This is a genomic window from Dankookia sp. P2 (assembly GCF_050632255.1).
Lineage (GTDB): Bacteria > Pseudomonadota > Alphaproteobacteria > Acetobacterales > Acetobacteraceae > Paracraurococcus.
On the sequence record NZ_CP192581.1, the window covers coordinates 3,569,619 to 3,593,616 of the forward strand.

A 23,998-nucleotide genomic window follows, 5' to 3' on the forward strand; every position below is an offset into this window, starting at 1 on the left:
CGGGGCGTAAGCCGCAAGCGCGTGACGATGCGCCTGGTGCTGCGGCGGCAAGACGGCCGGGGCGGGGAGGGTGTTCCCTCCCCGGTCCCTTCCTTTTCGGAAGTCGGCACTCGCTGCGCGGCGAATGTCAGACTTCCAGAAATAGAGCGGGTCCAGGTAGCCTGGCGCCGCTTATGGGGAACCGCCATTTCATCCTGAGAAATGCTTCGTCGAGATCCGTGGCCGGCCTGCGCAGGGCGGCGGCCCTGGGCATGGTGCAGGATGACGCCACCGCAACGGTGGCGGCCATCGCGGTGATCCTGGCCAGGATCGTGTTGCCGAGAGCCTGTTTGCGCGCTCCTCAGCCGCCACCTGGGACAGGCCAAGGCTGCCGGCCAGACGGCGGCGGTCCAGGTTGCAGCCGCTTCAAGTTGCTGACGAACTCCGTCCTGGTTTCCAGGCGCGCTGCGTCAGCCCTCCAACCTCCTCACCAGCGCCCCGAAACGCCTTCGGGACTACCAGCTGGGATGCCGTAAAGTACCGGGGCGGAAACCGCCTTCGTCCACCCGGCCCCGGTGATCCCTGTCCGGCGAAGGCCTCGCGGGGGTGGCAACCAAGCATCTTGGTCCGCAAGGGATCTCGGACGCCTCGCTGCAGTCGCCGAGGAAGGCTACAATGGCGGCCATGCATCCCGCTGGCGGCTGACCTGGATGCTGTTTCGGCCTGAAATCCGTCACCTGATCTGCGAAGGAGCAAAGGGTCGACGCGGGGTTGAAGGGCGTGCTTCACGACAGGGCGGAGCGGCTCGCCCGCGATCACTGCAAGACGGACCACTCCAGGCGCGGCTGAACCCCATGGCACGCGGCACCCCGTGCGGTGGCGGAAAGCGGGGGCGATCCGGCAACCTGTGCCTTCGCCCGTCGGAACAGGTCAGCCATGGCAGCACCTCCGGCCGCCATGGCATCTGTCGGTTTGACAGCCGGTCACCCTGGATCCTGGTTCCGAGCCTAGGCCCCGAAGCCGCCGTCGATCGTATGCATCGCTCCGGTGACGAAGCTCGCCTCCGGCCCCGCTAGCCAAGCCACCATGCCGGCCACGTTCTCCGGCCGCCCATGCCGCTTGAAGGCCATGGCGGGGTAGACGAGGTCCTTGAACGGCCCGTCCGCCGGATTCATGTCGGTGTCGATCGGCCCGGGCTGGACGACGTTCACCGTGATTCCGCGCGGCCCGAAGTCCCGCGCAAGCCCCCGTGCCATGCCCTGCAGGGCCGACTTGCTCATCGCATAGGCCGAGATGCCCGGGAAGGCGGAACGATCGCCGTTGACCGAACCGATGACGATGATCCGCCCACCCTCCGGCATCCGCCGCGCCGCCTCCACCGCCGCGTGGTAGGGCGCGGCCACGTTGATGCGGATCAGCCGGTCCACCGCGTCGGGGTCCAGCTCCAGGGGATCGCCGAAGAGGACGACCCCTGCATTCACCACCAGCACATCGAGCGGCCCGCTCTCGCGCACCCGCGCAATCACCGCGTCCCGGTCGGCGCTGTCCGTCACCGCGGCTGCGGCGTTCGTCTCGGCTGCCAGCCGCTCGGCTGCCTCCTTTGAGCCGGCATAGGTGAAGGTCACTGCCGCCCCTTCCGCGGCGAAGCGCCGCACGATCGCCGCCCCGATCCCGCGGCTGCCGCCGAGCACGAGAACGGATTTGCCCTGAAAACCGGCCATCAGGCCCTCCTTGAGATTCAACGTAGTGGACGCTACATAAATCTCCCAAGGGCCATGTCAAGGCAATCTGTATCGATGACTACAAATTCCCCGCGCGCACGCGGCCGCCCCCGGCGCTTCGACCCGGAACAGGCCGTCGCCACCGCCCAGCGGCTCTTCCACGCACGCGGCTATGATGCTGTCAGTGTCGCCGATCTCACCGCGGCGCTCGGCATCAACCCGCCCAGCTTCTACGCAGCCTTCGGCAGCAAGGCCGGCCTCTACGCCCGCATCCTCGGCCGCTACAGCGCCGCCGATGGCCTGCCCCTGGACGAGATCCTGCGTCCTGGCCGGCCTGTGGCCGAAGCACTCGCTGCGCTGCTGGAGGAAGCCGCCCGCCGCTATGCCGCCGATCCGGCCGCCGCCGGCTGCTTGGTCATTGAAGGCGCACGCTGCAACGACCCCGAGGCGCGGCAAGCCGCCCGCGTGCTGAGCACGGCCGCCGAGGACAGGATCCGAGACTTCGTCGCTGCCACGCAGCCGGAAGCGGCCGGGCACCTGGCCGATTATGTCCTCACCCTCATGACCGGCCTCTCCGCAATGGCCCGCGAGGGGCACGACCTGGACCGCCTGCTCGGTACCGCCCGCCTCGCCGGCCAGGCCATCCCGCACGCCCTTCCCGCCTGAGCGCTGAACCATCCGGCGCATCCCATCGCGCCTCGCGCCGTCCCGCTGATCGCTCAAGGTCCTTCCGCTCCGCACTGGACGCCCTGAGCGGTTATGCGTGGTGGCTCTCGATCCTTCTCGATGATGCGTGGCAGCTGTTGCTCACTGCCTCTTGTCGTGCGCGGCATCTGCCTTCGGTGAGCGCCCATGGTGGGTCGTAACTGCCGTGAACATGCATGAACCGCGGGCCGCTCGACCCGGCGCCCCGCGTCAATCGGGCCGAGTTGGCCACGCCGGCGCTACCAAGGCCAGGCGTCTGGCCAGCGAGCGGCAATCGGCTCACCTCAGCGGCCGTCGGCCTGAGGGCTCGAGGTCAGTTCGATGAGACACGTCGTCCGAGGCGTGCATCCGGGCGATCTGTGCAATCCTCCATCGGCGTGCCACCGCCAGCCCGGCTTGGTCGGCGCGCCAGGTTCGGTTGAAGCACAACCGAGGAGGGAAGATGGACGTTCCAGTCAGACCTCGCCGGTCGCTCCGATTGCGCCACCGCACCGGCGCCAGCCTGCACGCTTGTCGTCTTCGGTGCCGGCGGCGACCTGACGAAGCGCCTGCTCATGCCGGCGCTCTACAACCTCGCGGGCAGCGGCCTGCTCAACGCGGAGCTCACCATCCTCGGGCTCGACCACCTCGACCATACCGACGAGAGCCTGGGCGACCTCGCTCACCGAGACCATGCAGTCCTTCACCCATGACGCGACCGCGGAATTCCACGCGGCGCAGATAGACCCGAGGGCGTGGACTTGGGTCCGGTCGCGGCTCCGCTACCTCAAGGTCGATTTCCTGGATCCCGCGGCCTACGCGACGCTCGGCAGCCGGCTTCGCGGCAATGTCGTCTTCTACCTGGCGGTGGCCGCACGCTTCTTCGGCCCGATCGTCACCCGGCTCGGCGGGGCCGGCCTGCTGAAGGAGACGGACGACGCGTTCCGCCGCGTTGTCATCGAGAAGCCCTTCGGCAGCGACCTGCCCTCGGCCCAGGCGCTCAACCGCGAGATCCTTGCCGCGGCCAGCGAGCACCAATTCTACCGGATCGACCATTTCCTCGGGAAGGAGACGGTGCAATCGATCCTGGCGATCCGCTTCGCCAACGGCATCTTCGAGCCGATCTGGAACCGCGCGCATATCGATCACGTCCAGATCACAGCGGCCGAGACGATCGGCGTCGAGCAACGCGGCGCCTTCTACGAGCCGACCGGCGCGCTGCGCGACATGGTGCCGAACCACATGTTCCAGCTGCTCTGCATGGCAGCCATGGAACCGCCGGATACCCTGCAGGCCGAGGCGGTGCGCAGCGCGAAGGCGAGCCTGGCCGAAGCGGTGCGGCCTATCGGGCCGGAGGACGCGGTGCGCGGCCAGTACATCGCCGGCCGCGTGCTCGGGCAGGATGTCCAGGCTTACCGCGAGGAGCCGCATGTCGCGCCGGACAGCCGGACGGAGACCTATGTCGCGCTCAGGCTGACCATCGATACGCCACGCTGGGCCGGCGTGCCGTTCTACCTGCGAACCGGCAAGTGCCTCGCGGCGCGGCATACCGAGATCGCGGTGCGGTTCAAGCCTTCGCCCCACAGCCTGTTCCCCGGTGCGGCGGGGTCCAACCTCATGCGCCTGCAGATCGACCCGGAGCAGGGCGCGGAGCCGCGCTTCGACGTCAAGGTGCCAGGGCCGGAGATGCGGCTCGGCCAGGCGACGATGACGTTCCGCTACGGCGACATCTTTCCGGACCGCCCCTATGTCGGTTACGAGACGCTGCTCTACGACTGCATGGTGGGCGACGCCACGCTGTTCCAGCGCGCCGACAACATCGAGGCGGGCTGGGCGGCGGTGCAGCCGCTGCTCGATGCCTGGCGTTCGGGCGAGCCTGAGTCCTACGCTGCCGGCGGCACAGGACCGGCCGGCGCGGATGCACTCCTCGCACGCGATGGGCGGACCTGGCTTCCCCTGGCCAATGAGTAAGGCGCAGGAGCACGGCATGGGGGCAATGCTGGCGGGCGCGGGTCCGTTGCCCTGGCGTCGGGCCTGAACATGGTGGCGGGATCGGGCGGCCCGGCGGCCGGGGCGCGCTGGACGAGACGGCGGAGTGGCTTGAATCCGACAGCCTCGGCGGCTTCGCCTCGGGCATGGCGAACGGCCTGCGGACGCGGCGCTACCATGCGCTGCTCCTCACCGCGACGCGCCCGCCCGCGGGGCGTGTCGTCCTCGTCAATGGTGTCGAGGCCTGGGTCGAGACGCCGGCCGGGCGCTACGCCCTTACCACGCAACGCTACGCGCCGGACTTCCTGCACCCCGATGGCTGGCGCCGGATCAGTGGCTTCGCCTGCCGGCCCTGGCCATGCTGGACCTTCACCCTGCCGGACGGGACGGTGCTGGCGCAGGAGATCCTGGTGGCGCGGAATGCCTGTGAAACGGTGCTGCGCTGGCGGCGGACCGCGGGCGCCGGCCCTTGCCGCCTCAGCGTCCGGCCTTTGCTGTCCGGGCGCGACTACCACGCGCTGCAGCGGGAGAACGACGCCTTCCGCTTCGATGCCGCGGTGCAGGGCGGCAATGTCGCGTGGCGGCCCTATGCGGACCGGCCGGCGATCGCCGCGCTGACCAACGGCCGCTACCGGCACGCCCCGGACTGGTACCGTGATTCCTGTATGCGGCGGAGCGCGATCGCGGCCTGGACGACACCGAGGACCTCGCTACCCCCGGCCTGTTTGGCTTCGACCTTGCTTTGGCCGAAGGTGCCGCGATGGTGCTGCGCGCCGGCGACGGCCTGACCGTGCGCGCGGCGCCGCATGCCGAGGACCTGATGCGGGTAGAGCGCGCCCGGCGCGGGACGACCGCGCCGCCGCTTGCCTCGGTGGACAGCTACCTCGTGGACCGCGCCGGCGGCCGCACCATCATCGCCGGATTCCCCTGGTTCACCGACTGGGGCCGGGACACCTTCATCAGCCTGCCTGGGCTGGTCCTCGGCACCGGTCGGCTCGACGAGGCCGGGGCGATCCTGTCCGCCTGGGCCGGCACCGTGAGCGAGGGCATGCTGCCCAACCGCTTCCCCGACGGGGACGCGCCACCCGAGCACAACGCCGTGGATGCCTCGCTCTGGTTCATCGTCGCCGTGCACGAATTCCTGTCGCGTTCGGAAGCCGTGGGCAGGGCCGTCCCGGCCGCGATCGCGGCAGCGCTGGCGGAGGCCACGACGGCGATCCTCGCGGGCTACGCGGCCGGGACCCGCTTCGGCATCGCGCTCGACCCATCCGATGGGTTGCTGCGCGCGGGCGTGCCGGGCGTGCAGCTCACCTGGATGGACGCGAAGGTCGGCGACCGGGTGATCACGCCGCGCATCGGCAAGCCGGTGGAGGTTCAGGCGCTCTGGATCAATGCCCTCCGCATCGCCGGCCTGCGCGGCTGGGGTGCGGACTGGAGCGGCATCGAGGCCCGCGCGCGCACTGCCTTCGCCGCGCGCTTCGCCAATCCCGCCGGCGGCCTGCACGATGTGGTGGATGTCGACAATGTCCCGGGAACCGCGGATCCGCGGCTGCGGCCGAACCAGATCCTTGCGGTCGGCGGCCTCCCCTTCCCGGTGATCGAGGGCGCGGCGGCGCGCGCCGTGGTTGACCGCGTGGAGGCGTCGCTGCTCACGCCGCTCGGACTGCGCACCCTGACGCCGGACGATCCAGCCTATGTCGGGCAGTATCGAGGCGACCCGCGCGCCCGCGACGGAGCCTACCACCAGGGCACGGTCTGGCCCTGGCTCATCGGTCCCTTCGTCGATGCCTGGCTCGCCGTTCGTGGCCGCAGCGAGGCCGCGAAGGCGGAAGCCCGCCGGCGCTTCCTGCCGCCGTTGCTCGCGCATCTCGGCACGGCCGGACTCGGCCATGTGTCGGAGGTGGCGGATGGCGACCCGCCGCATGCGCCGGGCGGCTGCCCCTTCCAGGCCTGGTCGCTGGGCGAGTTGCTGCGGGTGCGGGCGATGCTGGACGTGGCGGAGGAGGAACCGGATGCCCGATGACCGGAGTGGCGGGGTGCCGCCGCCGCACCTGCTCGAGACCGCGGAGGGCCGACGGCTGGTCGCCGCGGAGGAGGCGGGCTGGCGGGCCTGGGGCCCCTATCTCAGCGAGCGGCAATGGGGCACGGTGCGCGAGGACTACAGCCCGGGCGGTACGGCCTGGGACTACTTCCCGCATGACCATGCGCGCTCGCGCGCCTATCGCTGGGGCGAGGACGGCATCGCCGGCTTCAGCGATGCGCACCAGCGCTGGTGCCTCGCCCTCGCGCTGTGGAACGGGCACGACCCCATCCTGAAGGAGCGGCTCTTCGGCCTCACCAACGAGGAGGGGAACCACGGCGAGGATGTCAAGGAGCTCTACTACTACCTCGATGGCACGCCGACGCATGCCTACATGCGCATGCTGTACAAGTACCCGCAGGCCGCCTTTCCCTATGCCGACCTCGTCGCCGAGAATGCCCGGCGCCGCGGCCAGGCCCAGCCAGAATACGAGCTGATCGACACCGGCATCTTCGATGCACGGCGCTACTTCGACGTCACGGTCGAATATGCCAAGGCAGCGCCCGACGATATCCTGATGTGCGTCACCGTCGAGAACCGCGGGCCGGAGGCGGCCTCGCTGCATGTCCTGCCGCAGCTCTGGGCGCGCAACACCTGGTCCTGGACCGAAGGCGCGCCAAGACCTTTGCTGCGCGCCACCGGCGGCGGCGCGGTCGAGGCGGACCATCCGGAGGCGCCGCCGCTGCGCTTCATGCCGCTGCAGCCGGCGAAGCTCCTGTTCTGCGAGAACGAGACCAACCCGCGCCGGCTGCACGGCGCGGACGTCCCAGGCCATTTCAAGGACGGCATCAACGACTACGTGGTGGACGGGCGGCACGACGCGGTCAGCCCGCTGCGCGAGGGCACGAAATGCGCCGCGCTCGCCCGGGTCGATGTCGATGCGGGCGGGCGGGTCGTGCTGCGGTTCCGGCTCGGGCCGGCGGTGGGCGACACCGCGCCATCGGAGCACGGGTTCGACACGCTGGTGGAAAGCCGCCGTGCCGAAGCCGACGCCTTCTACGCGGCCCTGCAGCGGGACCTCGTCGATCCGGACGCACGGGCGGTGCAGCGCCAGGCGCTCGCCGGCATGCTCTGGTCGAAGCAGGTCTACCGCTTCGACGTGCGCCGCTGGCTGGCGGGCGACCCGACGCAGCCACCGCCGCCCGAGGGCCGCCGGGGCGGGCGCGACAGCGACTGGCAGCACCTCGACAATGCCGACATCCTGTCGATGCCGGACACCTGGGAATACCCCTGGTACGCCGCCTGGGACCTCGCCTTCCACAGCATCACCTTCGCCCTGATCGACCCCGAATTCGCCAAGCAGCAACTCGTGCTGCTGACGCGCGAGTGGTACATGCACCCGAACGGGCAGCTTCCGGCCTATGAATGGGCCTTCGGGGACGTGAATCCGCCGGTCCATGCCTGGGCCGCCTGGCGGGTCTACCGCATGGACCAGGCGCTGACCGGCCGGGCCGACCGCGCCTTCCTGGAGCGCGTCTTCCACAAGCTGATGCTGAACTTCACCTGGTGGGTGAACCGCAAGGACCCCGAAGGGCGCAACATCTTCCAGGGCGGCTTCCTCGGCCTCGACAATATCGGCGTCTTCGACCGTTCGGCGCCGCTGCCGACCGGCGGGTTCATCAACCAGGCAGACGGCACCGCCTGGATGGCGATGTACACGCTCAACCTGATGCGGATCGCGCTCGAACTCGCCACGGAGAGATCCGGTCTACCAGGACGTCGCCTCGAAATTCTTCGAGCACTTCCTCCACATCGCCGGTGCCATGACGAATATCGGCGAGGACGGCATCGGGCTCTGGGACGACCGCGACGAGTTCTACTACGACGTCCTGAACCTGCCGGGCGGACAGCGCGTACCCATGCGCGTGCGCTCGATGGTCGGGCTCATCCCACTCTGTGCCGTGGAGGTGCTGGAATGCGACACGCTGGAGCGCTTTCCCGCCTTCACCGAGCGGGCGCAGTGGATGCTGTGCAACCGGCCCGACCTGGCGGGGCTCGTCTCGCGCTGGACCGAACCCGGCAAGGGCAATCGGTTCCTGCTGTCGCTGCTGCGGCGGCACCGCATGAAGGCGTCGCTGCGGCGAATGCTCGACCAGGCGGGATTCCTGTCCGGGCACGGGATCCGGTCGCTCTCCAAGGTGCACGCTGCGGCGCCCTTCGAGATCGAGCATGCCGGCACGCGCTTCACCGTCGATTACGAGCCCGGCGAGTCCACCACGCAGGTCTTCGGCGGCAATTCGGATTGGCGCGGGCCGGTCTGGATGCCGCTCAACTTCCTGATCGTGGAGGCGCTCTATGAGTTCGAGCGCTTCTACGGCGAGGCATTCCGGGTGGAGCACCCATCCGGATCGGACCGGTTCCAGACGCTGCCGGAGATCGCGCGCGACCTCTCCGCCCGGCTGGCGGGGCTGTTCCTGCGCGGGCCGGATGGAAGGCGGCCGGTGCTCGGCGACAACGCGCTGCTGCAGGACGACCCGCATTTCCGCGACCTGATCCCGTTCCACGAATACTTCGACGGGGATAGCGGCAAGGGGCTCGGGGCGGCGCACCAGACCGGCTGGACCGGGCTCGTCGCCTTGCTCCTGCAGCGCCCGCGTCAGCCGGATGGGCAGCCTTATGGCCGTCGCGGAAACGCCGGACCGGGCCGTTCAGCCTAGCCCTTCAGCCGCGCCTCGATGAGGTCGGCGACGCGGAGCGCGTTGGCGATGATCGTCAGCGTCGGGTTCACTGCGCCGATCGAGGGGAAGAAGCCAGCATCCGTCACGTAGAGATTGTCGAGGTCATGCGCCTTGCAGGCGAGGTCGAGCACCGAGCTGGCCGGGTCGCGCCCGAAGCGGAGGGTGCCCGCCTGGTGCGCCGTGCCGCCGATCGGGATGTCCTGGCCGAGATAGAGCGTGCGGTCGAGCAGGTGCGGGTGGATGTCGAGCCGGCCGCACAGCTGCCGGAGCTTCTCCCTGAGGCGCATGTTGCCTTCCGTGTTGGTCTCCGTCAGGTCGAGATGGACCTTGCCATCCCTGTAGTAAATCCGGTTCTGCGGCAGCGGCAGGTCCTCGGAAGTCAGCCAGAAGTCGATCGAGTGCCGGGCGATCCAGTCGAAGGGCTTCTCTGGCAACCATTGCAGGAAGGCCGGAAGCCCGTCGGCCTCGACCTGTACGCCATCGGTCTTGCCGAGCATCTGGATATGGCCGAGCGGATATTCCCAGTCTTCGGCGCCGAAGTAGAAGTCGTTCAGCCCAAGCGTCTTCTGGAACTTCGTCGGGTTGGGCGTACGGGAGATGGCCATGACCGCCGCATTGTTGTGGCGCATGTAGTTGCGCCCGACCTGCCCCGAGGAATTCGCCAGTCCCGCGGGATGGGCGTCGTTCGCCGAGCGAAGCAGCAACAGCGCCGAGGAGAGCGCGCCGCAAGCGACCACCACGATGTCGGCGACGAAGGTCAGCGGCTCGCCATGGCGGATCACCTCGACACCCGTAACAGCGTGGCCCGAGGGATCCGTGGTCAGCCGCTCGACAAAGGCGTTGGTGAGCAGCGTTAGGTTCGGGTGCGCCCGCAGCGCGGGATCGACGCAGATGACCTGCGCGTCCGACTTGCCGTTCACCAGGCAGGGATAGCCGTCGAAGGTGGCGCATCGGATGCACGCGGAATGCGGCGCGGCCTGGCCATCCGCGGCCTCGTCCAGCATCGCGCCGACCGGCAGGTGGAAGGGGTGGTGGCCCTCCCGCCGCAGCCCGTCGAACAACTCCTGGATGCGCGGCTCGTGGCTGATGGGGGGATGTGCATAGGGCTTCGGGGCGGGCGGCTCGGTCGGGTCCTCCCCGCGAAGGCCGCGCACCCGGTAGAGCTCCTCCGCCGCCTGGTAGTAGGGCTCGAACTCGTCATAGCCGACCGGCCAGGCCGGCGAGAGGCCATCCTTGTGGCGGATCTCGCCGAAATCCTCCTGACGCAGGCGGAACAGCACCGCGCCGTAGACCTTGCTGTTGCCGCCGACAAAATAGTGGAGCCCCGGGTGGAAGCTCGCCCCGCTGGAACTGTGCCAGGTCTCGGGCGCCTGGTAGCGCGCCTCGACGAAGACGGCGCGGCTGTCCCAGTTCTCGCGTTCGCGCCGCAGGTAGTCGCCACGCTCGAGCAGCAGGATGCGCTTGCCGGTCTTGGCCAGCCGCCAGGCCATGGTGGCGCCGCCGGGGCCGGAGCCGATGATGATGATGTCGTAGCGTTCGCTGGCCATCGCGCTTCCTGCTCCCCGTGCTGTCGGCGGCCCGGCGCCAACTCGCTCGCCGTCACGTTCTGCAACCGGATTGCCCGTATCGGGACTGCTGCGGAAGTCGGCAGGATCAGGCTAGGCTTCCTGCGGCACCGGATGAAACCCCGTGCAGCACCGCCCGTGACAGGGGACTTCATGGAACCAAGCATCGCGGTCGAGCTTGCCGTGCGTTATCTGCTGGTCATGCTGTTCTTTCCGTTCAGCGCGCTCGACAAGATCCTCAACTTCCGCGGCGCCGTCGGCCAGGCGCGGGAGATCGCGCCGAGCGAGGGTGTTGCGACGCTGCTCATCCTGGCCGGACTTTTTGTCGAAATTGTCATGCCGCTCGGCATCCTGACCGGCACGGCCGACCGGCTCGCCGCCCTGGTCATGGCCGGCTACTGCATGGTGACGGCGCTGCTCTGGAAGCAGTTCTGGAAACCGGGCGATTTCTGGCAGGCCGGAGACAGCAAGGCGCGCGGCCTGTTCTGGGACTTCCTGAAGAACTTCTCGCTGGCCGGCGGCTTCCTGCTGCTCACCATCGGGACGGATGCGGGGAGCGCGGCGGCATTCCTGGCGGACCCCTTCGGGTCGTCGCATCCCTATTCCAGGTTGCAATGAGGCGCTGAGAATGATCCCCGGCGAAAAGCCCCACATCCCCTACTGGCATCTCTGGACGGACGAGCAGGGCGTGAGCCACCAGACGCGCTGCGCGCTCACGGAGTTCGACCTGAAGACCATGCAGGCGCCTGCTGACCCGCAGTGGCAGGGGCAACGGACCACGGACGAGATGACGGTGATGGTGACGGTCCAACCGGTCGGCTGGGTCGGCACCTGGCACGAGAACCCGAAGCCGCAATGGATCATTCCGCTGTCCGGCCGCTGGTTCGTCAGATCCATGGACGGTAAGCGGGTAGAGATGGGACCCGGCGAGATCTCCTTCGGCGAGGACCAGAACACCGCGGAGACGGATGGCCGGAAGGGGCACCGCTCCGGCACCGTCGGCGACGTGCCCGCCGTGCTGATGGTGGTGCAGTTCGCGGCGCCGCCGACCATCGCCTCGCCTTGCCGCTTCGCCTGAAGCCGCGACAGGACCCGGGCGGCAGGAGACCGCGCATGGACGGCTTCGAGATCAAGGACAGGCGCTTCGCGCATTACGTGCTCGGCAATGCGCCGCTCGAGGAACTCGCTACCGGCTTCCGCTGGATCGAGGGCCCGGTCTGGATGGGCGATGCGGATTGCCTGTTGTTCCAGGACATCCCGCGCAACCGGACCATGCGCTGGACGGAATCGGGCGGCGTCTCGGTGTTCCGCGCGCCCTCGCACTTCGCCAATGGGCAGACCCGCGACCGGCAGGGCCGGCTGATCGCCTGTTCGCATCGCGGCCGCTGCCTGTACCGGACGGAGCTTGACGGGCGCATCACGACGCTGGTCACGCAGCACGACGGCAAGCGGCTCAACGCGCCCAACGACGTCGTGGTGAAGTCCGACGGCACGATCTGGTTCTCCGATCCGCTCTACGGCATCCAGACGGATTACGAGGGAGGCCGCCAGTCCTCCGAGCAGCCGCCGGCGCTCTACCGCTACGACCCGGAGACTGGTGACATCCGGGTCATGGCCGCGGATTTCGATGGGCCCAACGGTTTGGCGTTCTCGCCCGACGAACGGCGCCTCTATGTCGCCGAGACCGGCGACCAGGCACGGGACGATCCCAGGCAGTACATCCGCGTCTTCGATGTTTCCGCGGATGGCAAGCGCGCCTGTCCGGCGGCGATGTCTTCCACAAGGTCGAGCCGGGCTATTGCGACGGGATGCGGGTCGACGAGGACGGCAATCTCTGGAGCAGCGCCGGGGACGGCGTGCACTGCATCAGCCCGGCCGGCGAGTTGCTCGGCAAGGTATTGGTGCCGCATCCCGTGTCGAACCTGACCTTCGGCGGGCCGGACAAGAATCGGCTGTTCATCGGCGGGTCGCATACGCTCTACGCGATCTTCCTCAATCGGCGAGGCGTGCAATGGCCGTGACAATCCCGTCCTGGCGCATCGCGCGGGTGAGCTTCACCACCGCCGAGCCCGCCGCGTGCTCGACCTTCTTCCGCGAAGCGCTCGGCTTCGAGGAGACCGGCATCGAGGAGCGGGTGGACGCAGCCTTCGGTCGGCTGATGGGGTTGCCCGGCGCGCGGGCACAGGTCCGGCTCCTCCGCCTCGGGAGCCAGGAAATCGAGCTGGTCGCCTTCGCCGAGAAAGGTCGTCCTTATCCGCCCGGCAGCACGAGCTCCGATCCATGGTTCCAGCACGTCGCCATCGTGGTGTCGGATATGGGCGCCGCCTATCGCCGCCTCATGGCCTGGCCGGGATGGACGCCCATTTCAACTTCGGGCCCGCAGTCGCTGCCGGACAGCTCGGGTGGAGTGACGGCTTTCAAGTTCCGCGACCCTGAAGGCCATCCGCTGGAACTCATCGAATTCCCGCCGGCCAGGACACCCAAAATCTGGCAGGCACCGCGCGGTGCCGATCCCTGCCTCGGGCTTGACCATTCGGCGATCGTGGTGTCGAGCACTGCGGCGAGCGTCGCCTTCTACCAGCGGCTCGGGTTCATCAACGCTGGACGATCGTGCAACCATGGCATCGAGCAGGCGAGGCTGGACGCGATACCCGGTGCGAAGGTGGAGGTGACCAGGTTGCACACTGCGGCCATGGATGCCCCGCCACAGCTCGAGCTGCTCTGCTACCGCGTATCATCGGCAAGATCGCCGCCGACCGCAGATGGACGGAGCAACGACATCGCCACGACCCGAGATCGTGCTTCATGCGCAGCCTGGGACTACGCTTGCGCCGCTTCTTGCCGGCCTCAATGGTCCCTTGATGGCCGAGGCTACGGTTGCGGACAGGAATGCTTGCCGAACGGTCCTCCTGCATGACCCCGATGGGCACCACCTTGTGCTGGTGAACTGACCAGGCATCATCTGACGTCACATCTTTCGGTTCCATCCCTGCTCGTTGACGCTTCCAACTCGCGGCTCTTCCGAGCGGGGCGCAGCCCGGCAACCTGCGAGCAGACCCGGATCATGGCCAGCGAGAGCATCGCCTTCGTGCTGGCGCGCGCTGATTGCGTCCATCCGGGATCATGCGGCTTTCAGGGATAGTCTTCGAAACACACGGCGGACGGAGGTCCAGCAGAGGAGGGCGCGTGCGCTGCGGCTCGAGCACTTCCAATCCTTGGCCAATCGGCAGCAGCGGTTGAGCCAGGCGATCGAGCGCTCGACAATCCAGCGCTTCGGCAGCACGACGAAGCGGTGTCGGCCGGGACGTTTGACGATCTCCAGGTTGATCCGGCTGCAGGTGGCGCGCAGTCTCTCCTGGCATGCGGCGCCCTGGTAGCCGCTGTCGGCTTAGGGCTTCGGCAGGAAGGGGTAGCGGCCGAACAGCGAGCCCATGAGCAGCACGCCGCCATCGCGAGCCTGGGTGTCAGCAGCATGGGGGATGGCCTGCATCAGCAGCCCTCTGGGTGTCGACCAGGACCTGACGCGTCTTGCCTGCGTCCTAGCCCGAGGGGTCGATGCAGGCCCCCTTCTTCCGCGCCCTTGACGCTCTGGCTGCCGATGATCGCTGCTGTCGGGCTGGCCTTCCGCGCGGCCCGCTCGCGGCACAGGAAATAGAGCGCATGACGGATGCGGTCGAGCGCCCTCCCGTCGGCCGTCATGACGGTGGGCGCAGTCGCAGCTGCCGGGCGATGCAGGCGCGACGCGTCCTGTGCGGCCTGACAGAGGGCGGTGCCGAAGGCATCCGCTGCGGCCAGAGCAGCGAGCACCCGGACCCGGGCGCCGTTCCAGGCCTGCAAGGCTGCCAGGTCAGCTCGCGCGCCGGGCTCCGCCGCCGCGCTCACCGCACCATCACCATCCCCTGCATGTGCGGATGCAGCGAACAGAAATAGCGATAGGTGCCGGGTGCCGCGAAGGTGAAGGCGAAGCTGTCCTCCGTGTCCAGCGGCGGCGACCGAAGGACGAGCGGGTTCTCCGTGCCGAGCACCGTGTGCGGAATGTCGTCGCGGTTGGTCCAGGTGACGCGCGTGCCCGCTGCCACCGTCAGCACCGCAGGCGAGAAGGTGAAGTTGTCGATCGTGATCGCCGCCGTGCCCTCGGCGGCGGGGGTGGCGTCCGCTGCTTCGAAAGGCATTGTGCCGCGCGCGGCCGCGGCCGCGGCGGCGGCGGGCAGCACGAGGACAGCGCCCAGCAGCAGGCTGCGGCGCCGCATGCGATGCGGCCGGTTCATGCGTGCCTCCCCGCTCAGGCGCCGAGCGGCGCGTCAACGATCGCCAGTGCCTGCTGGCCGCGCACCTCGCGCACGCGCGCGATCCCGAGCAGCGATCGCAGCCGCCCCGCCGGCACGTCCCGGATCGGCCCCGGGCTGGGCGCCGAGCCGGGCGCAGGCTGCGGGAAGGCGGTGGACATGGCGGTGTGGAAGGCAAGATTGCCCTCGACCTTCTGCATCACCTGGTGGATGTGCCCGTTCAGCACCGTGACGGAGCCGAAGCGCCGCAGGTATCCCAGCGCCTGCGCCCCGTCCTCCGTGCCCCAGCCCCACTGCTCGTACACGGTCCACAGCGGCACATGCGCGAAGACCACGATCGGCTGGCTCGCCGGGCGGCCGCGCAGGTCGTCCTCAAGCCATTCGAGCTGGGCCTCGCCGAGCTGGCCCAGGCCGCCGGCGCGCAAGTTGCTGACGTTGTTCAGGCCGATGAAATGCACCCCGCGCTGGTCGAAGCTGTACCAGCCGCCCGCCTGCGCGCCGGACGCGAAGCGTTCGAAGAAGGGCCGGCCCTCGTCCACTAGCACGTCGTGCTCGCCCGGCACGTAATGGGGCTGCAGCCCGGCACCGCGGATGATCTGTTCGGCTGCGTCGAACTCCGCGGCGCGCGAGAGATGGCTGACATCGCCGGTGTGGATCAGCAGCTCCGCGCCGTCGCGGCGCTCCCGCACCTGCGCGATCGCCTCGGCCAGCGTTCCGGCCGGATCCGCATTCGGCGCGTTGTGGAAGCCGATATGGCTATCGCTGATCTGCACGAAGGACAGGTCGCCGGCTGTCGCCGGCGTGGCGGCCTGCGCCTGCGTGAGAAGCGAGGAGCGGGGCACGCCGCCCGCGATGGTCCAGAGCACGCCGCTGCCGGCCCAGAGCATGCAGGTCAGCGCGCCGCGACGATCCACCGGTTTGTCCATGTCGGCCTCCTTCATCCTGGCGACAGGGCGGAGACGATGCCGACGCGTGACTTATTCCCGCATGCCGGCGGCGATGGCGCGGAATAGGCGGGGCACCGCCGCCGTCATGGCCGGTGGACACGGCCTGCCGTCCCGGCAAGGCCAACGTCGCAGAAGGAGATGAGCCATGCACCGCATGCACCGGATCGCTGCCACCCTGATCTTCGCCGCCGCGCTGCCCGGCCTGGCCCGGGCCGAGGGCGAGGGCCACGGCGACCCGCAGCGCGAGGCGCGGATCGAGCAGCTGATCCAGGACGCCATCCAAGGCGACATCGCGGCGGAGCGGCAGGAGCAGGCGCGGATTGACCGCCTGGTCCGGCAGGCGCTGGATCGCGCCGGCTCCGCGCAGGGGCCGGGTGCCGGCGGGCCGTCCGGCCTTCTGGCGCAGGGCAGCGCGGCAGCCCCGCGGCGATGACGGCGCGCCCTCGCCCGGCCGCGGGAATAGAATGTGCCCCCGGAGGGTCTTTCGCATGGAAGTCCACCACCCAGGGGAGCGTGATGGCAGCCAAGGTTGCATCGCTGCAGGCTTTCCGGTCGCGTCGCATGGGCGGCGCGACCGGGGATGGGCCGGCGGCCGGCACCGCAGCGGATGCCGGCGGGGAGCACGCCGCCTTGGCGCCTCCCGCCAATGACGCGGGGCCGGGCGGCGCCGAGCGCGCCCGGCGCTTCCACGAGCTCGCGCTGCCGCAGCTCGACGCCGCGTACAACCTCGCGCGTTACCTGTGCCGCGATGCCGCCGCGGCGGAGGACATCGTGCAGGATGCTTACCTGCGGGCGCTCCGCGGCTTCGACGGCTACCGGGGCGGCGACCCGCGGGCCTGGATCCTGCAGATCGTCCGCAATCGCTTCCATGACTGGGTGCGCGAACGCCGGCTCAATCCTGCCGCGCCGCTGGTGGATGCGGAGGAGGACGGCATGGCGGACTTCCCCGACACCGAAGCCGCCACGCCGGAGGAGGTGCTGGCAGGCGCCGAAGAGGCGGTGGCGGTGCGGGCAGTGGTCGCCGGCCTGCCGGCGCCCTTCCGGGAGGCGCTGGTGCTACGGGAGATGGAGGACCTGTCCTACCGCGAGATCGCCGCAGTGACGGGCACGCCCATCGGCACCGTCATGTCGCGGCTGGCGCGGGCGCGGCAGATGTTCGGGGAAGCCTGGCGCCGCCTGGCGGCCGCAGACGGAGGGACAGTGCGATGAGCGGCCAGCGGGACGAAGCCGGCTGCGCCGGCATGGAGATACTGCTGCACGCCCATCTGGATGGCGAACTGGATGCGGCGAACGCGCTGCGTTGCGAGGCGCATCTGCGCGCCTGCCCGGCCTGCGCCGCCACCTTCGCGGATCTCGGCGCCGAGCGCGAGGCGCTGCGCCACGATGCCCTGCGCTACCGGGCGCCGGAGCGGCTGCGTGGCCGCATCCTGGCGATGGCCGAAACCGGCCCGGCCTGGCAGGCGGCGTCCGCGTCGGCCGTGCCGCCCTGGCTGGAACGGCCGCTTCGCGTTGCCGCATCCGCCGTGCGCGGCGCGCGGCCGGCGGCACGGCGCCGCCTGCCTTGGACGCGGAACGCCAGGCTGCCGGGGCTGGCGCTTGCCGCCGGCCTCGCCGCCGGGGTGGTCCTTGTCACGGGCCCCCGGTCGGGGCCCGGGGACGCCGATGCCGGCGCGCTGCAGCGGGAGGTGGTGGCGAGCCATGTGCGCTCGCTGCTGGTGCCCGGCCGGCTGGAGGACGTCGCCTCCTCCGACCGCCACACGGTCAAGCCCTGGTTCGCCGGCCGGCTGGATTTCTCGCCGCCCACGCCCGACCTGGCGGAGGCGGGCTTCCCGCTCGACGGCGGCCGGCTGGACTACCTGGACGGCCGGCCCGTGGCGGCCCTGGTCTATCGGCGGCGCGGGCACGTGATCAACCTGTTCGTCTGGCCGGCGACGCGGGCCGGCGGGTCGACGGCGCCGCAGCTGACCGGCACCGGCACGGGGCGGGACAGCGGCCATGCCGTGGTGCGCTGGACGCAGGGCGGCATGACATTCTGGGCCGTGTCGGACCTGAACGGGATGGAGCTCGTGGATTTCGCGCGGCTCTTCAGCGCCCAGGCGCAGGAAGCGGCGCGGCCGTCGTGACCGGAGAGCCGGGTTTGGCGCGCGTCGTGTGGCGCGGTGTGACCTGTCGCGCTTCGCCCAGCATGCGTGGAAACCACGCAACTCCCGCATCCGATACAGGCGGCTCGGGCGCGACGGCGTTCAGACCGGGTTTCGGCACAAGTAGCGGCATATAGAATCAGACGACGCCGAACTGGGCGCTGGGATAGCCGCGAGGCGCGTCGGCCATGTGGAGATCAGGCCGAGGAAGGCACCGACAGTCCGGACCAGGCGAAACCGCGACGGATTGCCGATGGTGTGCGGGACTGCCAGCGCCATGACCACCCCAGAGCGTGAGGACCTAGCGACGACCCGATGCGGGAACCAGGCGCTGTTAGTGCCTGAACGCTGCGGCGTTGCCGGCGCAGGGCCGCCTTTGCGAGGGAGCGGCCGTCCGCCAGCATGCCTGGAGCCTCGGAGCACGGCCTGCCGTCCCGCCGAGGACCAACGAGGCTCCAGTCGCCTGTCCGGCGCCGATCCACGCCAACCGCAACCGCGTCGAGCGGCTCTGGGCGAGGCTGAAAGAGGCGCGCGCCATTGCCACCCGCTAGGCGAAGGCCGCCGCCTCCGTCCTCGGCGTCCTCGGCGTCCTCTGTACCGCCGCCGCTACCGACTGGCTCGGGCGCCAGCGGGGCCTAGGCAATGCTGCCGTTGAGCCCGTTCGGGAAGAAGCCATTGCCCGCCGGCGCCCCGCCCAGATAGACGATGTTCAGCACCTGCTGCGGCATCCGCGTGAAGGCCAGCAGATTCGTGTCCCCCGGCACGATGTTGGGCCGGCCGTCCAGCCGCACGCCCTGGTCGTCCGCCGTGCCGGAGGCCGCGGCGCGCAGTGCCGAGATCAGCCCGGCCTGCTCGTCGAGCCCCTGCAGCAGCAGTCGGGTGCGGATCTGCCCGGCATGGTAGGCCTCCACCGCCAGGATGCTGGCGGCGGCGGTCAGGTAGCCCTTGTTCTGGATGAAGGCGGCGGCGCCGGCATAGGCGGTGACGCCGACATCCTCGAAGACGAAGGCGCCGAGCAGGAAGCTCTGGCCATCGGCGAAGGGATCGAAGGTATCGCCCAGCCCCGCCGCCTGCGCCGCGGCGTTGAAGCTGCCGGTCAGGTCGATGCTCGGCGCCGCCACGGCACGGTCGCCGAGGGCGGCGCGCAGGAAGCGCACATGGTTCAGCTCGTCCTGCGCGATCTCCTCGGCGAAGGCGCGGGCGCGGCGATTGGCGAAGGCGACGCGGCGGCCGCCGATGACGCTGCCCGGCGTGCCCAGGCCGCCGGTATCGGCCGGCGCCAGACCTTCGCCGGTGACCGCGCGCAGGTAGAACTCGGCTTCCAGGTATTCGAGATTCAACGCGAAGTTCAGGATGTCGACATCGGTGATCGCCGCGGGGTCGGCGGCGGCGGGACGGGCGGCGAGCAGGCCGGGCAGGGTGGCGCCGAGCATCGCGGAAGCGAGCATGCCGCGACGGCGCATCGGGTTGGGCACCATGGACGTCTCCTCATGCGGAGGCGCACGGATCTCGCCGCGCGCCATCCGGGCTACGGCGGGGCGAGGCGTCCGGAGACGGCACGAAAGGCCCGGATGCGTCACGCCTCCGTGTGCTGTGGTCAGCCCGCGAGGTCGTTCAGGCTGAGCATCGCCAGCAGCATCGCCGCGACGATGCCGGCGACCAGCGCGCCCATCACCACGGTGATCGCCGGTGTCAGCAGCGCCACAAGCCGCTGCAGACCAATCCGCGTGCGCTCCTCATGGATCTCGGCGGCGCGCAGCGCCATGGGGCCGAGCTGCGCGGTCTCCTCGCCCAGCCGCAGCAGGTGCACGGTGCGCAGCGGGAAGAGCTTTCCCGCGCCGAGCGGCCCGGCCAGCCCGGCGCCGCCCTTGGCGCTGGCCGTCGCCGCCTCCACCGCCGCGACGGCGGCGCGGTTGCCGAGCGTGTCGCGCACCACGCCGAGCGCGGCATCGAGCGGCATGCCGTTCTGCAGCAGCGTCCCGAGCGTCCGGCCGAAGCGCGCCGCCAGTGCCTCCCGCGCCAAGCCGCCGATGATCGGCAGGCGTAGCAGCAGGCGGTCGGCGGCCAGCCGCGGCCCGGGCAGCCGCAGCAGCTGCCGCGCGACCAGGAACAGCACGCCGAGCAGCATGAGCCCGAGCGCGCCATGCGCCGCGACCGCGTCGCCCACCGCCATCAGCAGCCGCGTCGGCCCGGGCAGCTGCGCGCCGGACTGCTCGAACAGCGGCACGAATTGCGGCAGCACATGGGTCAGCAGCAGGGCGACGGAGCCGATCGAGGCGACCAGCAGCAGCGCGGGGTAGATCAGCGCCGAGCGCACCGAGGCATCGAGCGCGCGCTGCCGCTCCAGCAGCGTCGCCAGGCTGTCGAGCGTCGCCGCCAGCGTGCCGCCCGCCTCCCCCGCCCGCACCAGCCCGACATAGAGCGCCGGGAAGCTGCGCGGCTGCCGCGCCAGCGCCGCGGCCAGCGGGCTGCCGTCCCGCACCAGGTCGCGCAGCTGCCCCACCACCTTGCGCAGGCGGGCGCTGGCCGCGGTCTCCACCACGAAGCGCAGGGCGTGGTCGAGGTCCTGCCCGGCGCCGAGCATCACCGCCAGCTCCCGCGTCAGGTCGGTGAGCTCCTGCCGCCGCAGCGCGCCGCGGCCGCGGCCGAGCTCGGCATGCAGCACCGCGTCCAGCACCGGCCGGCCACCCGCGTCGGGCTCGGTCCGCATCGGCAGGTGGCCCTGGCGGCGCAGCCGCTCGATCGCCGCGGCCTCGCTCGGCGCGTCGATCCGGCCACGGGCCAGCGTGCCGTCGGGCGCGATCGAGAGGGTGCGGAAGGCCGGCATCACGGACCCTCAGGACGTCGGATGCGTGCAGGAACGCCCTTCGGACCCATGGGTGCCATGCCTCCGGTCCCGGCGCCCCGGCGGGGTCCTGCACGGATGCTCGGCCCGGCTTCGGCCCGGCCTAGCCCGGCCACCGCGGCGGCCGGCCGCACCGGGCCTAGATCGGCGCCGCCGCCTTCGCCGCATCCCACCACGGGCAGGCGCCCTGCATGCGGCTGTAGTTGCCGTCCATGACCTGGACCGGCGCGCGCAGCACCCGCCCCCCGGCCGGCGGTCCGCCGGCGGCGGCTCGGGCGCCCCGATCGCGCGCATCAGGCCGTGATGGCCCCAGTAGCTCTCGACCGCGTCCATCTCCGTGGGTACCCAGTTCGCGGGGTCGACGGTGCTGCCGCCCCAGCCGTATTCGACCAGGAAGTCCCCGGGCGTGCGCTGGTAGAAGGAGGTCATGAGGTCGTTGCAGTGCCGCCCGAGCGTCGCCGCGATCCGCTCCCCGCCATCCGCCAGGGCCAGGTCGTAGCCCTGGCCGACATCGTCCAGCGAGTACAGCTCCACCATCAGGTGGTGCAGCCCGTCCATCGGCGCCTCGACCAGCGCCAGGCTGTGGTGCCGCGCGTTCACGTGCAGGAAGTAGGCCTGCACCGGGGCGCGCATGTAGTCGCTCACCCCGAAGCCGAGCAGGTCGCGGTAGAAGGCCAGGCCGCGCGCCATGTCGGTCGTCGCCATCAGCGCGTGCCCCATGCCGAGCGGCCCGCAGCGGAAGCCCGAGATCATCCGCCCGGGCCGGAACGGCGCGTCCGCGATTTGCGCGCCATGGAACGCTTCCAGCCGGTTGCCCGCCGGGTCGGCGAAGGCGATCAAGCCGGCGACGCAGCGCCGGCCGGCGAGCGCCGCGCTCCCGTGCTCGACGGCGATGCCGGCATGATCGAGCCTCCCGGCCAGCGCGTCCAGCGCCGCGGCATCCGCCACCTCCCAGCCGTAGCAGCGGCTGCCCGCGGGCAGGGAGGCATCGGCCACGAGGCGCTGGCGCCGGTCGTCCATGCGGAAGGCGCGCAGCCCGGCGCCGCGGTCGACCGCCTGCATGCCGAGCCGCGTGGTGGCGAAGTCGGTCCAGTCCTCGAGCTTGTCCGCCCCGAACACCAGGTAGCCGAGCGCCTGGATCTCCATTCGACCCCTCCTCCGCGATGGCACGCGGCGATGGCCCGTGCGCACCGGGCGGGACACTAAGGGGCCTGGTATACGTTTCGGTATCACTCCCTCGGGATCGCCGCGCGCACCGGAACAAGCGCCGGTTGGAACCGGCCAGCCCAGGCCGGATCACCGATGCCGTCGATCCGCTCAGGCCTCGGCGCGGACCGAGAGCAGCACCTCGTCGATCGTGGTCATGCCGGCCAGCGCCGCGTCGAGCCCGCTGTCCAGCATGGTCACCATCCCCGCGGCGCAGGCGGCGCGCTCGATCTCGGAATGCTCGGCGCGGCTGAAGACCAGGCGTTCGATGGCGCCGTCCACGGCGAGGAATCTCGGCGATGGCGATGCGGCCGCGGAAGCCGGTGCTGCGGCATTGCGCGCAGCCCACCGGCTGCCACAGCCGCGGCCCCTGCCAGCCCGGCCGCTCGTCCAGCGCGAATCCCGCGACGAGCGCCGCCGGCGCCTCGACCTCCCGCCGGCAATGCGGGCAGAGCTTGCGGACCAGCCGCTGCGCCAGCACGCCGCGCAGCACGGAGGCGATGAGGTAGTCCTCGAGCCCCATGTCGCGCAGCCGGGGGATGCTGGCCGCCGCCGAGTTGGTGTGCAGCGTCGACAGCACCAGCCGCCCGGCCAGCGCCGCGGTCACCGCCGTCTCAGCGGTCTCGAGGTCGCGGATCTCGCCGACCATGACCACGTTCGGGTCCTGCCGGACGATGTTGCGCAGCAGGGAGGCGAAGCTGAGGCCGATCTGCGGCTTCACCTGCACCTGGGTGATGCCGGGCAGGCGGTACTCGATCGGGTCCTCGATGGTGATGATCTTCCGCGTCTCGGCATTCAGCCCGAGCAGCGCGGTGTAGAGCGTGGTGGTCTTGCCGCTGCCGACCGGGCCGGTGACGAGGACGATGCCGTTCGGCAGGGCGAGCGCGGCGGACAGCCGCTGCACCACGCGCGGCGGCAGGCCGAGCTGGGCGTAGTCGAATTCCACCGCGCTCTGGTCCAGCACCCGCAGCACCACGGTCTCCGCATGCAGCGACGGGATGGTGGAGACGCGGAAATCCACCTCCTGCCCGCGCACCGCGAGCCGGATGCGGCCATCCTGCGGCAGGCGGCGCTCGGCGATGTCGAGCCGCGCCATGATCTTGATGCGGGAGATGATGGCGGGCACCAGCCGCGCGGCTTGCGTGTCCACCGTCTGCAGCACGCCGTCGTAGCGGCAGCGGACGCGGAGATGGTCCTCGAAGGGCTCGATATGGATGTCCGACGCCCCGGTCTCGACCGCGCGGGAGATCATCTGGTTGACCAGCCGGATTACCGGCGCCTCGGAGGCCAGGTCGCGCAGCCGCTCGGCATCCCCCTCCAGCGGCTCGTCCGCGGCCGGCGCGGCGGCCTCCTCCGCCTCCAGGCTGGGGTAGAGCCGGTCGAGCGCGGCCTCGAGCTCGATCGGCAGGGCGATCTCGGGTGCGACGCGGAGGCCGGTGGCGGCGGCGACCGCGGCCGGGGTGAAGCCGTCCAGCGGGTCGGCCATCGCCAGGGCCAGGGTGCCGCCTTCCTCGGCCAGCGGCAGGGCGCGGGCCTGGCGCAGGAAGCGGGCGCCGAGGCGGTCCGGCAGGACCGGCGCCGCCGGGTAGCGCGCCGGCGGCACCACGGGCAGGCCGAGCAGCCCGGCCAATGCCTGGGCCAGGCCGCGCTCGGTCGCCAGGCCCAGATGCATCAGCACGGCGTCGAGGCGCTGCCCTGTCTCGGCGGCGACGCGGCGGGCGCGCTCGATCCCCCGCGCATCGACCTGGCCCTGGCCGAGCAGCAGCGCCGCCAGGTCGTCCAGCGCCTGGTCGAGGTCCGGGGCCGCGGCGGGCGGCGATCGCTCGATCAGCATCCGATTACAATCGTATACGTGCGTCGCGCCCTGCAAGGGGCGG

18 protein-coding genes and 6 pseudogenes are annotated in these 23,998 nt (G+C 70.7%); 15 read left to right on the top strand and 9 right to left on the bottom strand.

The window, feature by feature from the left end:
- Positions 1–986: 986 nt before the first annotated feature.
- Positions 987–1,700, bottom strand: a complete 714-nt coding sequence (gene bdcA / locus ACQ86J_RS21085; protein ID WP_431267070.1) for an SDR family oxidoreductase — start codon at positions 1,698–1,700, stop codon at positions 987–989.
- Positions 1,701–1,775: 75 nt separating this feature from the next.
- Between bdcA and ACQ86J_RS21090 the strand changes: the two genes are divergently transcribed.
- From ACQ86J_RS21090 to ACQ86J_RS21115, 6 genes and pseudogenes are all read left to right on the top strand, one after another.
- Positions 1,776–2,366: a TetR/AcrR family transcriptional regulator gene (locus ACQ86J_RS21090; RefSeq protein WP_431267071.1), complete on the top strand. Its 591-nt coding sequence runs from the start codon at positions 1,776–1,778 to the stop codon at positions 2,364–2,366.
- Positions 2,367–2,896: 530 nt separating this feature from the next.
- Positions 2,897–4,355: pseudogene (zwf, locus tag ACQ86J_RS21095) on the top strand (glucose-6-phosphate dehydrogenase); the annotation flags it as partial.
- Between the two features lie 164 nt (positions 4,356–4,519).
- Positions 4,520–5,161, top strand: a complete 642-nt coding sequence (locus ACQ86J_RS21100) for a glycogen debranching enzyme N-terminal domain-containing protein (protein WP_431267072.1) — start codon at positions 4,520–4,522, stop codon at positions 5,159–5,161.
- Complete coding sequence (locus ACQ86J_RS21105) at positions 5,134–6,396, top strand: amylo-alpha-1,6-glucosidase (protein WP_431267073.1); 1,263 nt, start codon at positions 5,134–5,136, stop codon at positions 6,394–6,396. Before ACQ86J_RS21100 ends, ACQ86J_RS21105 begins: the two co-directional genes overlap by 28 nt.
- The gene (locus tag ACQ86J_RS21110) at positions 6,386–8,752 is read left to right on the top strand and encodes an MGH1-like glycoside hydrolase domain-containing protein (RefSeq protein WP_431267074.1); all 2,367 of its coding nucleotides are present in this window, start codon (positions 6,386–6,388) and stop codon (positions 8,750–8,752) included. The genes ACQ86J_RS21105 and ACQ86J_RS21110 overlap by 11 nt, the downstream gene beginning before the upstream one ends.
- Positions 8,715–9,110 carry a hypothetical protein gene (locus tag ACQ86J_RS21115; protein ID WP_431267075.1) on the top strand — a complete coding sequence of 132 codons (396 nt, stop codon included), beginning with the start codon at positions 8,715–8,717 and terminating at the stop codon, positions 9,108–9,110. Before ACQ86J_RS21110 ends, ACQ86J_RS21115 begins: the two co-directional genes overlap by 38 nt.
- Here the strand turns inward: ACQ86J_RS21115 and ACQ86J_RS21120 are convergent.
- Positions 9,107–10,678: a GMC oxidoreductase gene (locus tag ACQ86J_RS21120; RefSeq protein WP_431267076.1), complete on the bottom strand. Its 1,572-nt coding sequence runs from the start codon at positions 10,676–10,678 to the stop codon at positions 9,107–9,109. The genes ACQ86J_RS21115 and ACQ86J_RS21120 overlap by 4 nt on opposite strands.
- 171 nt (positions 10,679–10,849) lie before the next feature.
- Here ACQ86J_RS21120 and ACQ86J_RS21125 point away from each other — a divergent pair, with 171 nt between their 5' ends.
- The 5 genes and pseudogenes from ACQ86J_RS21125 (at position 10,850) to ACQ86J_RS21145 (ending at position 13,613) form a co-directional block, all read left to right on the top strand.
- On the top strand, positions 10,850–11,314 hold the full coding sequence (locus tag ACQ86J_RS21125) for a DoxX family membrane protein (protein WP_431267077.1): 465 nt from the start codon (positions 10,850–10,852) through the stop codon (positions 11,312–11,314).
- 10 nt (positions 11,315–11,324) lie between these two features.
- Positions 11,325–11,774: a cupin domain-containing protein gene (locus ACQ86J_RS21130; RefSeq protein WP_431267078.1), complete on the top strand. Its 450-nt coding sequence runs from the start codon at positions 11,325–11,327 to the stop codon at positions 11,772–11,774.
- A 143-nt stretch (positions 11,775–11,917) separates the two neighbouring features.
- Positions 11,918–12,388: pseudogene (locus ACQ86J_RS21135) on the top strand (SMP-30/gluconolactonase/LRE family protein); the annotation flags it as partial.
- A gap of 116 nt (positions 12,389–12,504) precedes the next feature.
- A pseudogene (locus tag ACQ86J_RS21140) lies at positions 12,505–12,597 on the top strand (SMP-30/gluconolactonase/LRE family protein); the annotation flags it as partial.
- A gap of 110 nt (positions 12,598–12,707) precedes the next feature.
- Positions 12,708–13,613, top strand: coding sequence for a VOC family protein (locus ACQ86J_RS21145; RefSeq protein WP_431267079.1), 906 nt, complete (start codon positions 12,708–12,710; stop codon positions 13,611–13,613).
- A 204-nt stretch (positions 13,614–13,817) separates the two neighbouring features.
- On the opposite strand, the pseudogene ACQ86J_RS21150 reads toward ACQ86J_RS21145, so the two are convergent.
- From ACQ86J_RS21150 to ACQ86J_RS21160, 3 genes and pseudogenes are all read right to left on the bottom strand, one after another.
- Positions 13,818–14,392, bottom strand: a pseudogene (locus ACQ86J_RS21150) (transposase); the annotation flags it as partial.
- Between the two features lie 182 nt (positions 14,393–14,574).
- Entirely contained in the window at positions 14,575–14,964 is a 390-nt protein-coding gene (locus tag ACQ86J_RS21155; RefSeq protein ID WP_431267080.1) for a cupredoxin domain-containing protein, read from the bottom strand.
- A gap of 14 nt (positions 14,965–14,978) precedes the next feature.
- Positions 14,979–15,908 (bottom strand): metallophosphoesterase family protein, encoded by a 930-nt coding sequence (locus tag ACQ86J_RS21160; protein WP_431267081.1) that lies wholly within the window; start codon positions 15,906–15,908, stop codon positions 14,979–14,981.
- A 166-nt stretch (positions 15,909–16,074) separates the two neighbouring features.
- Here ACQ86J_RS21160 and ACQ86J_RS21165 point away from each other — a divergent pair, with 166 nt between their 5' ends.
- From ACQ86J_RS21165 to ACQ86J_RS21180, 4 genes and pseudogenes are all read left to right on the top strand, one after another.
- On the top strand, positions 16,075–16,362 hold the full coding sequence (locus ACQ86J_RS21165) for a hypothetical protein (protein WP_431267082.1): 288 nt from the start codon (positions 16,075–16,077) through the stop codon (positions 16,360–16,362).
- A gap of 83 nt (positions 16,363–16,445) precedes the next feature.
- On the top strand, positions 16,446–17,138 hold the full coding sequence (locus ACQ86J_RS21170) for a sigma-70 family RNA polymerase sigma factor (RefSeq protein ID WP_431267083.1): 693 nt from the start codon (positions 16,446–16,448) through the stop codon (positions 17,136–17,138).
- A complete protein-coding gene (locus tag ACQ86J_RS21175) occupies positions 17,135–18,052 on the top strand; it encodes an anti-sigma factor family protein (RefSeq protein WP_431267084.1) in 918 nt (305 codons plus the stop codon). Before ACQ86J_RS21170 ends, ACQ86J_RS21175 begins: the two co-directional genes overlap by 4 nt.
- 413 nt (positions 18,053–18,465) lie before the next feature.
- A pseudogene (locus ACQ86J_RS21180) lies at positions 18,466–18,690 on the top strand (transposase); the annotation flags it as partial.
- 15 nt (positions 18,691–18,705) lie between these two features.
- Here the strand turns inward: ACQ86J_RS21180 and ACQ86J_RS21185 are convergent.
- The 4 genes and pseudogenes from ACQ86J_RS21185 to ACQ86J_RS21200 form a co-directional block, all read right to left on the bottom strand.
- On the bottom strand, positions 18,706–19,548 hold the full coding sequence (locus ACQ86J_RS21185; protein WP_431267085.1) for a ferritin-like domain-containing protein: 843 nt from the start codon (positions 19,546–19,548) through the stop codon (positions 18,706–18,708).
- Between the two features lie 119 nt (positions 19,549–19,667).
- Complete coding sequence (locus ACQ86J_RS21190; protein WP_431267086.1) at positions 19,668–20,897, bottom strand: type II secretion system F family protein; 1,230 nt, start codon at positions 20,895–20,897, stop codon at positions 19,668–19,670.
- A gap of 9 nt (positions 20,898–20,906) precedes the next feature.
- A complete protein-coding gene (locus tag ACQ86J_RS21195; RefSeq protein WP_431272484.1) occupies positions 20,907–22,061 on the bottom strand; it encodes a VOC family protein in 1,155 nt (384 codons plus the stop codon).
- A gap of 574 nt (positions 22,062–22,635) precedes the next feature.
- A pseudogene (locus ACQ86J_RS21200) lies at positions 22,636–23,955 on the bottom strand (GspE/PulE family protein); the annotation flags it as partial.
- Positions 23,956–23,998: the final 43 nt, after the last annotated feature.

What these genes read in the sequence shown, in the direction of transcription:
- ACQ86J_RS21145 (WP_431267079.1), top strand. Translation starts at nt 12,708, where the DNA reads ATGGCCGTGACAATCCCGTCCTGGCGCATCGCGCGGGTGAGCTTCACC.
- ACQ86J_RS21170 (WP_431267083.1), top strand. Translation starts at nt 16,446, where the DNA reads ATGGCAGCCAAGGTTGCATCGCTGCAGGCTTTCCGGTCGCGTCGCATG.
- ACQ86J_RS21185 (WP_431267085.1), bottom strand. Translation starts at nt 19,548, where the DNA reads ATGGTGCCCAACCCGATGCGCCGTCGCGGCATGCTCGCTTCCGCGATG.
- ACQ86J_RS21110 (WP_431267074.1), top strand. Translation starts at nt 6,386, where the DNA reads ATGCCCGATGACCGGAGTGGCGGGGTGCCGCCGCCGCACCTGCTCGAG.
- ACQ86J_RS21155 (WP_431267080.1), bottom strand. Translation starts at nt 14,964, where the DNA reads ATGAACCGGCCGCATCGCATGCGGCGCCGCAGCCTGCTGCTGGGCGCT.
- ACQ86J_RS21105 (WP_431267073.1), top strand. Translation starts at nt 5,134, where the DNA reads ATGGTGCTGCGCGCCGGCGACGGCCTGACCGTGCGCGCGGCGCCGCAT.
- ACQ86J_RS21100 (WP_431267072.1), top strand. Translation starts at nt 4,520, where the DNA reads ATGGCGAACGGCCTGCGGACGCGGCGCTACCATGCGCTGCTCCTCACC.
- ACQ86J_RS21125 (WP_431267077.1), top strand. Translation starts at nt 10,850, where the DNA reads ATGGAACCAAGCATCGCGGTCGAGCTTGCCGTGCGTTATCTGCTGGTC.
- ACQ86J_RS21120 (WP_431267076.1), bottom strand. Translation starts at nt 10,678, where the DNA reads ATGGCCAGCGAACGCTACGACATCATCATCATCGGCTCCGGCCCCGGC.
- ACQ86J_RS21195 (WP_431272484.1), bottom strand. Translation starts at nt 22,061, where the DNA reads ATGGAGATCCAGGCGCTCGGCTACCTGGTGTTCGGGGCGGACAAGCTC.
- ACQ86J_RS21175 (WP_431267084.1), top strand. Translation starts at nt 17,135, where the DNA reads ATGAGCGGCCAGCGGGACGAAGCCGGCTGCGCCGGCATGGAGATACTG.
- ACQ86J_RS21160 (WP_431267081.1), bottom strand. Translation starts at nt 15,908, where the DNA reads ATGGACAAACCGGTGGATCGTCGCGGCGCGCTGACCTGCATGCTCTGG.
- ACQ86J_RS21090 (WP_431267071.1), top strand. Translation starts at nt 1,776, where the DNA reads ATGACTACAAATTCCCCGCGCGCACGCGGCCGCCCCCGGCGCTTCGAC.
- bdcA (WP_431267070.1), bottom strand. Translation starts at nt 1,700, where the DNA reads ATGGCCGGTTTTCAGGGCAAATCCGTTCTCGTGCTCGGCGGCAGCCGC.
- ACQ86J_RS21130 (WP_431267078.1), top strand. Translation starts at nt 11,325, where the DNA reads ATGATCCCCGGCGAAAAGCCCCACATCCCCTACTGGCATCTCTGGACG.
- ACQ86J_RS21165 (WP_431267082.1), top strand. Translation starts at nt 16,075, where the DNA reads ATGCACCGCATGCACCGGATCGCTGCCACCCTGATCTTCGCCGCCGCG.
- ACQ86J_RS21190 (WP_431267086.1), bottom strand. Translation starts at nt 20,897, where the DNA reads ATGCCGGCCTTCCGCACCCTCTCGATCGCGCCCGACGGCACGCTGGCC.
- ACQ86J_RS21115 (WP_431267075.1), top strand. Translation starts at nt 8,715, where the DNA reads ATGCCGCTCAACTTCCTGATCGTGGAGGCGCTCTATGAGTTCGAGCGC.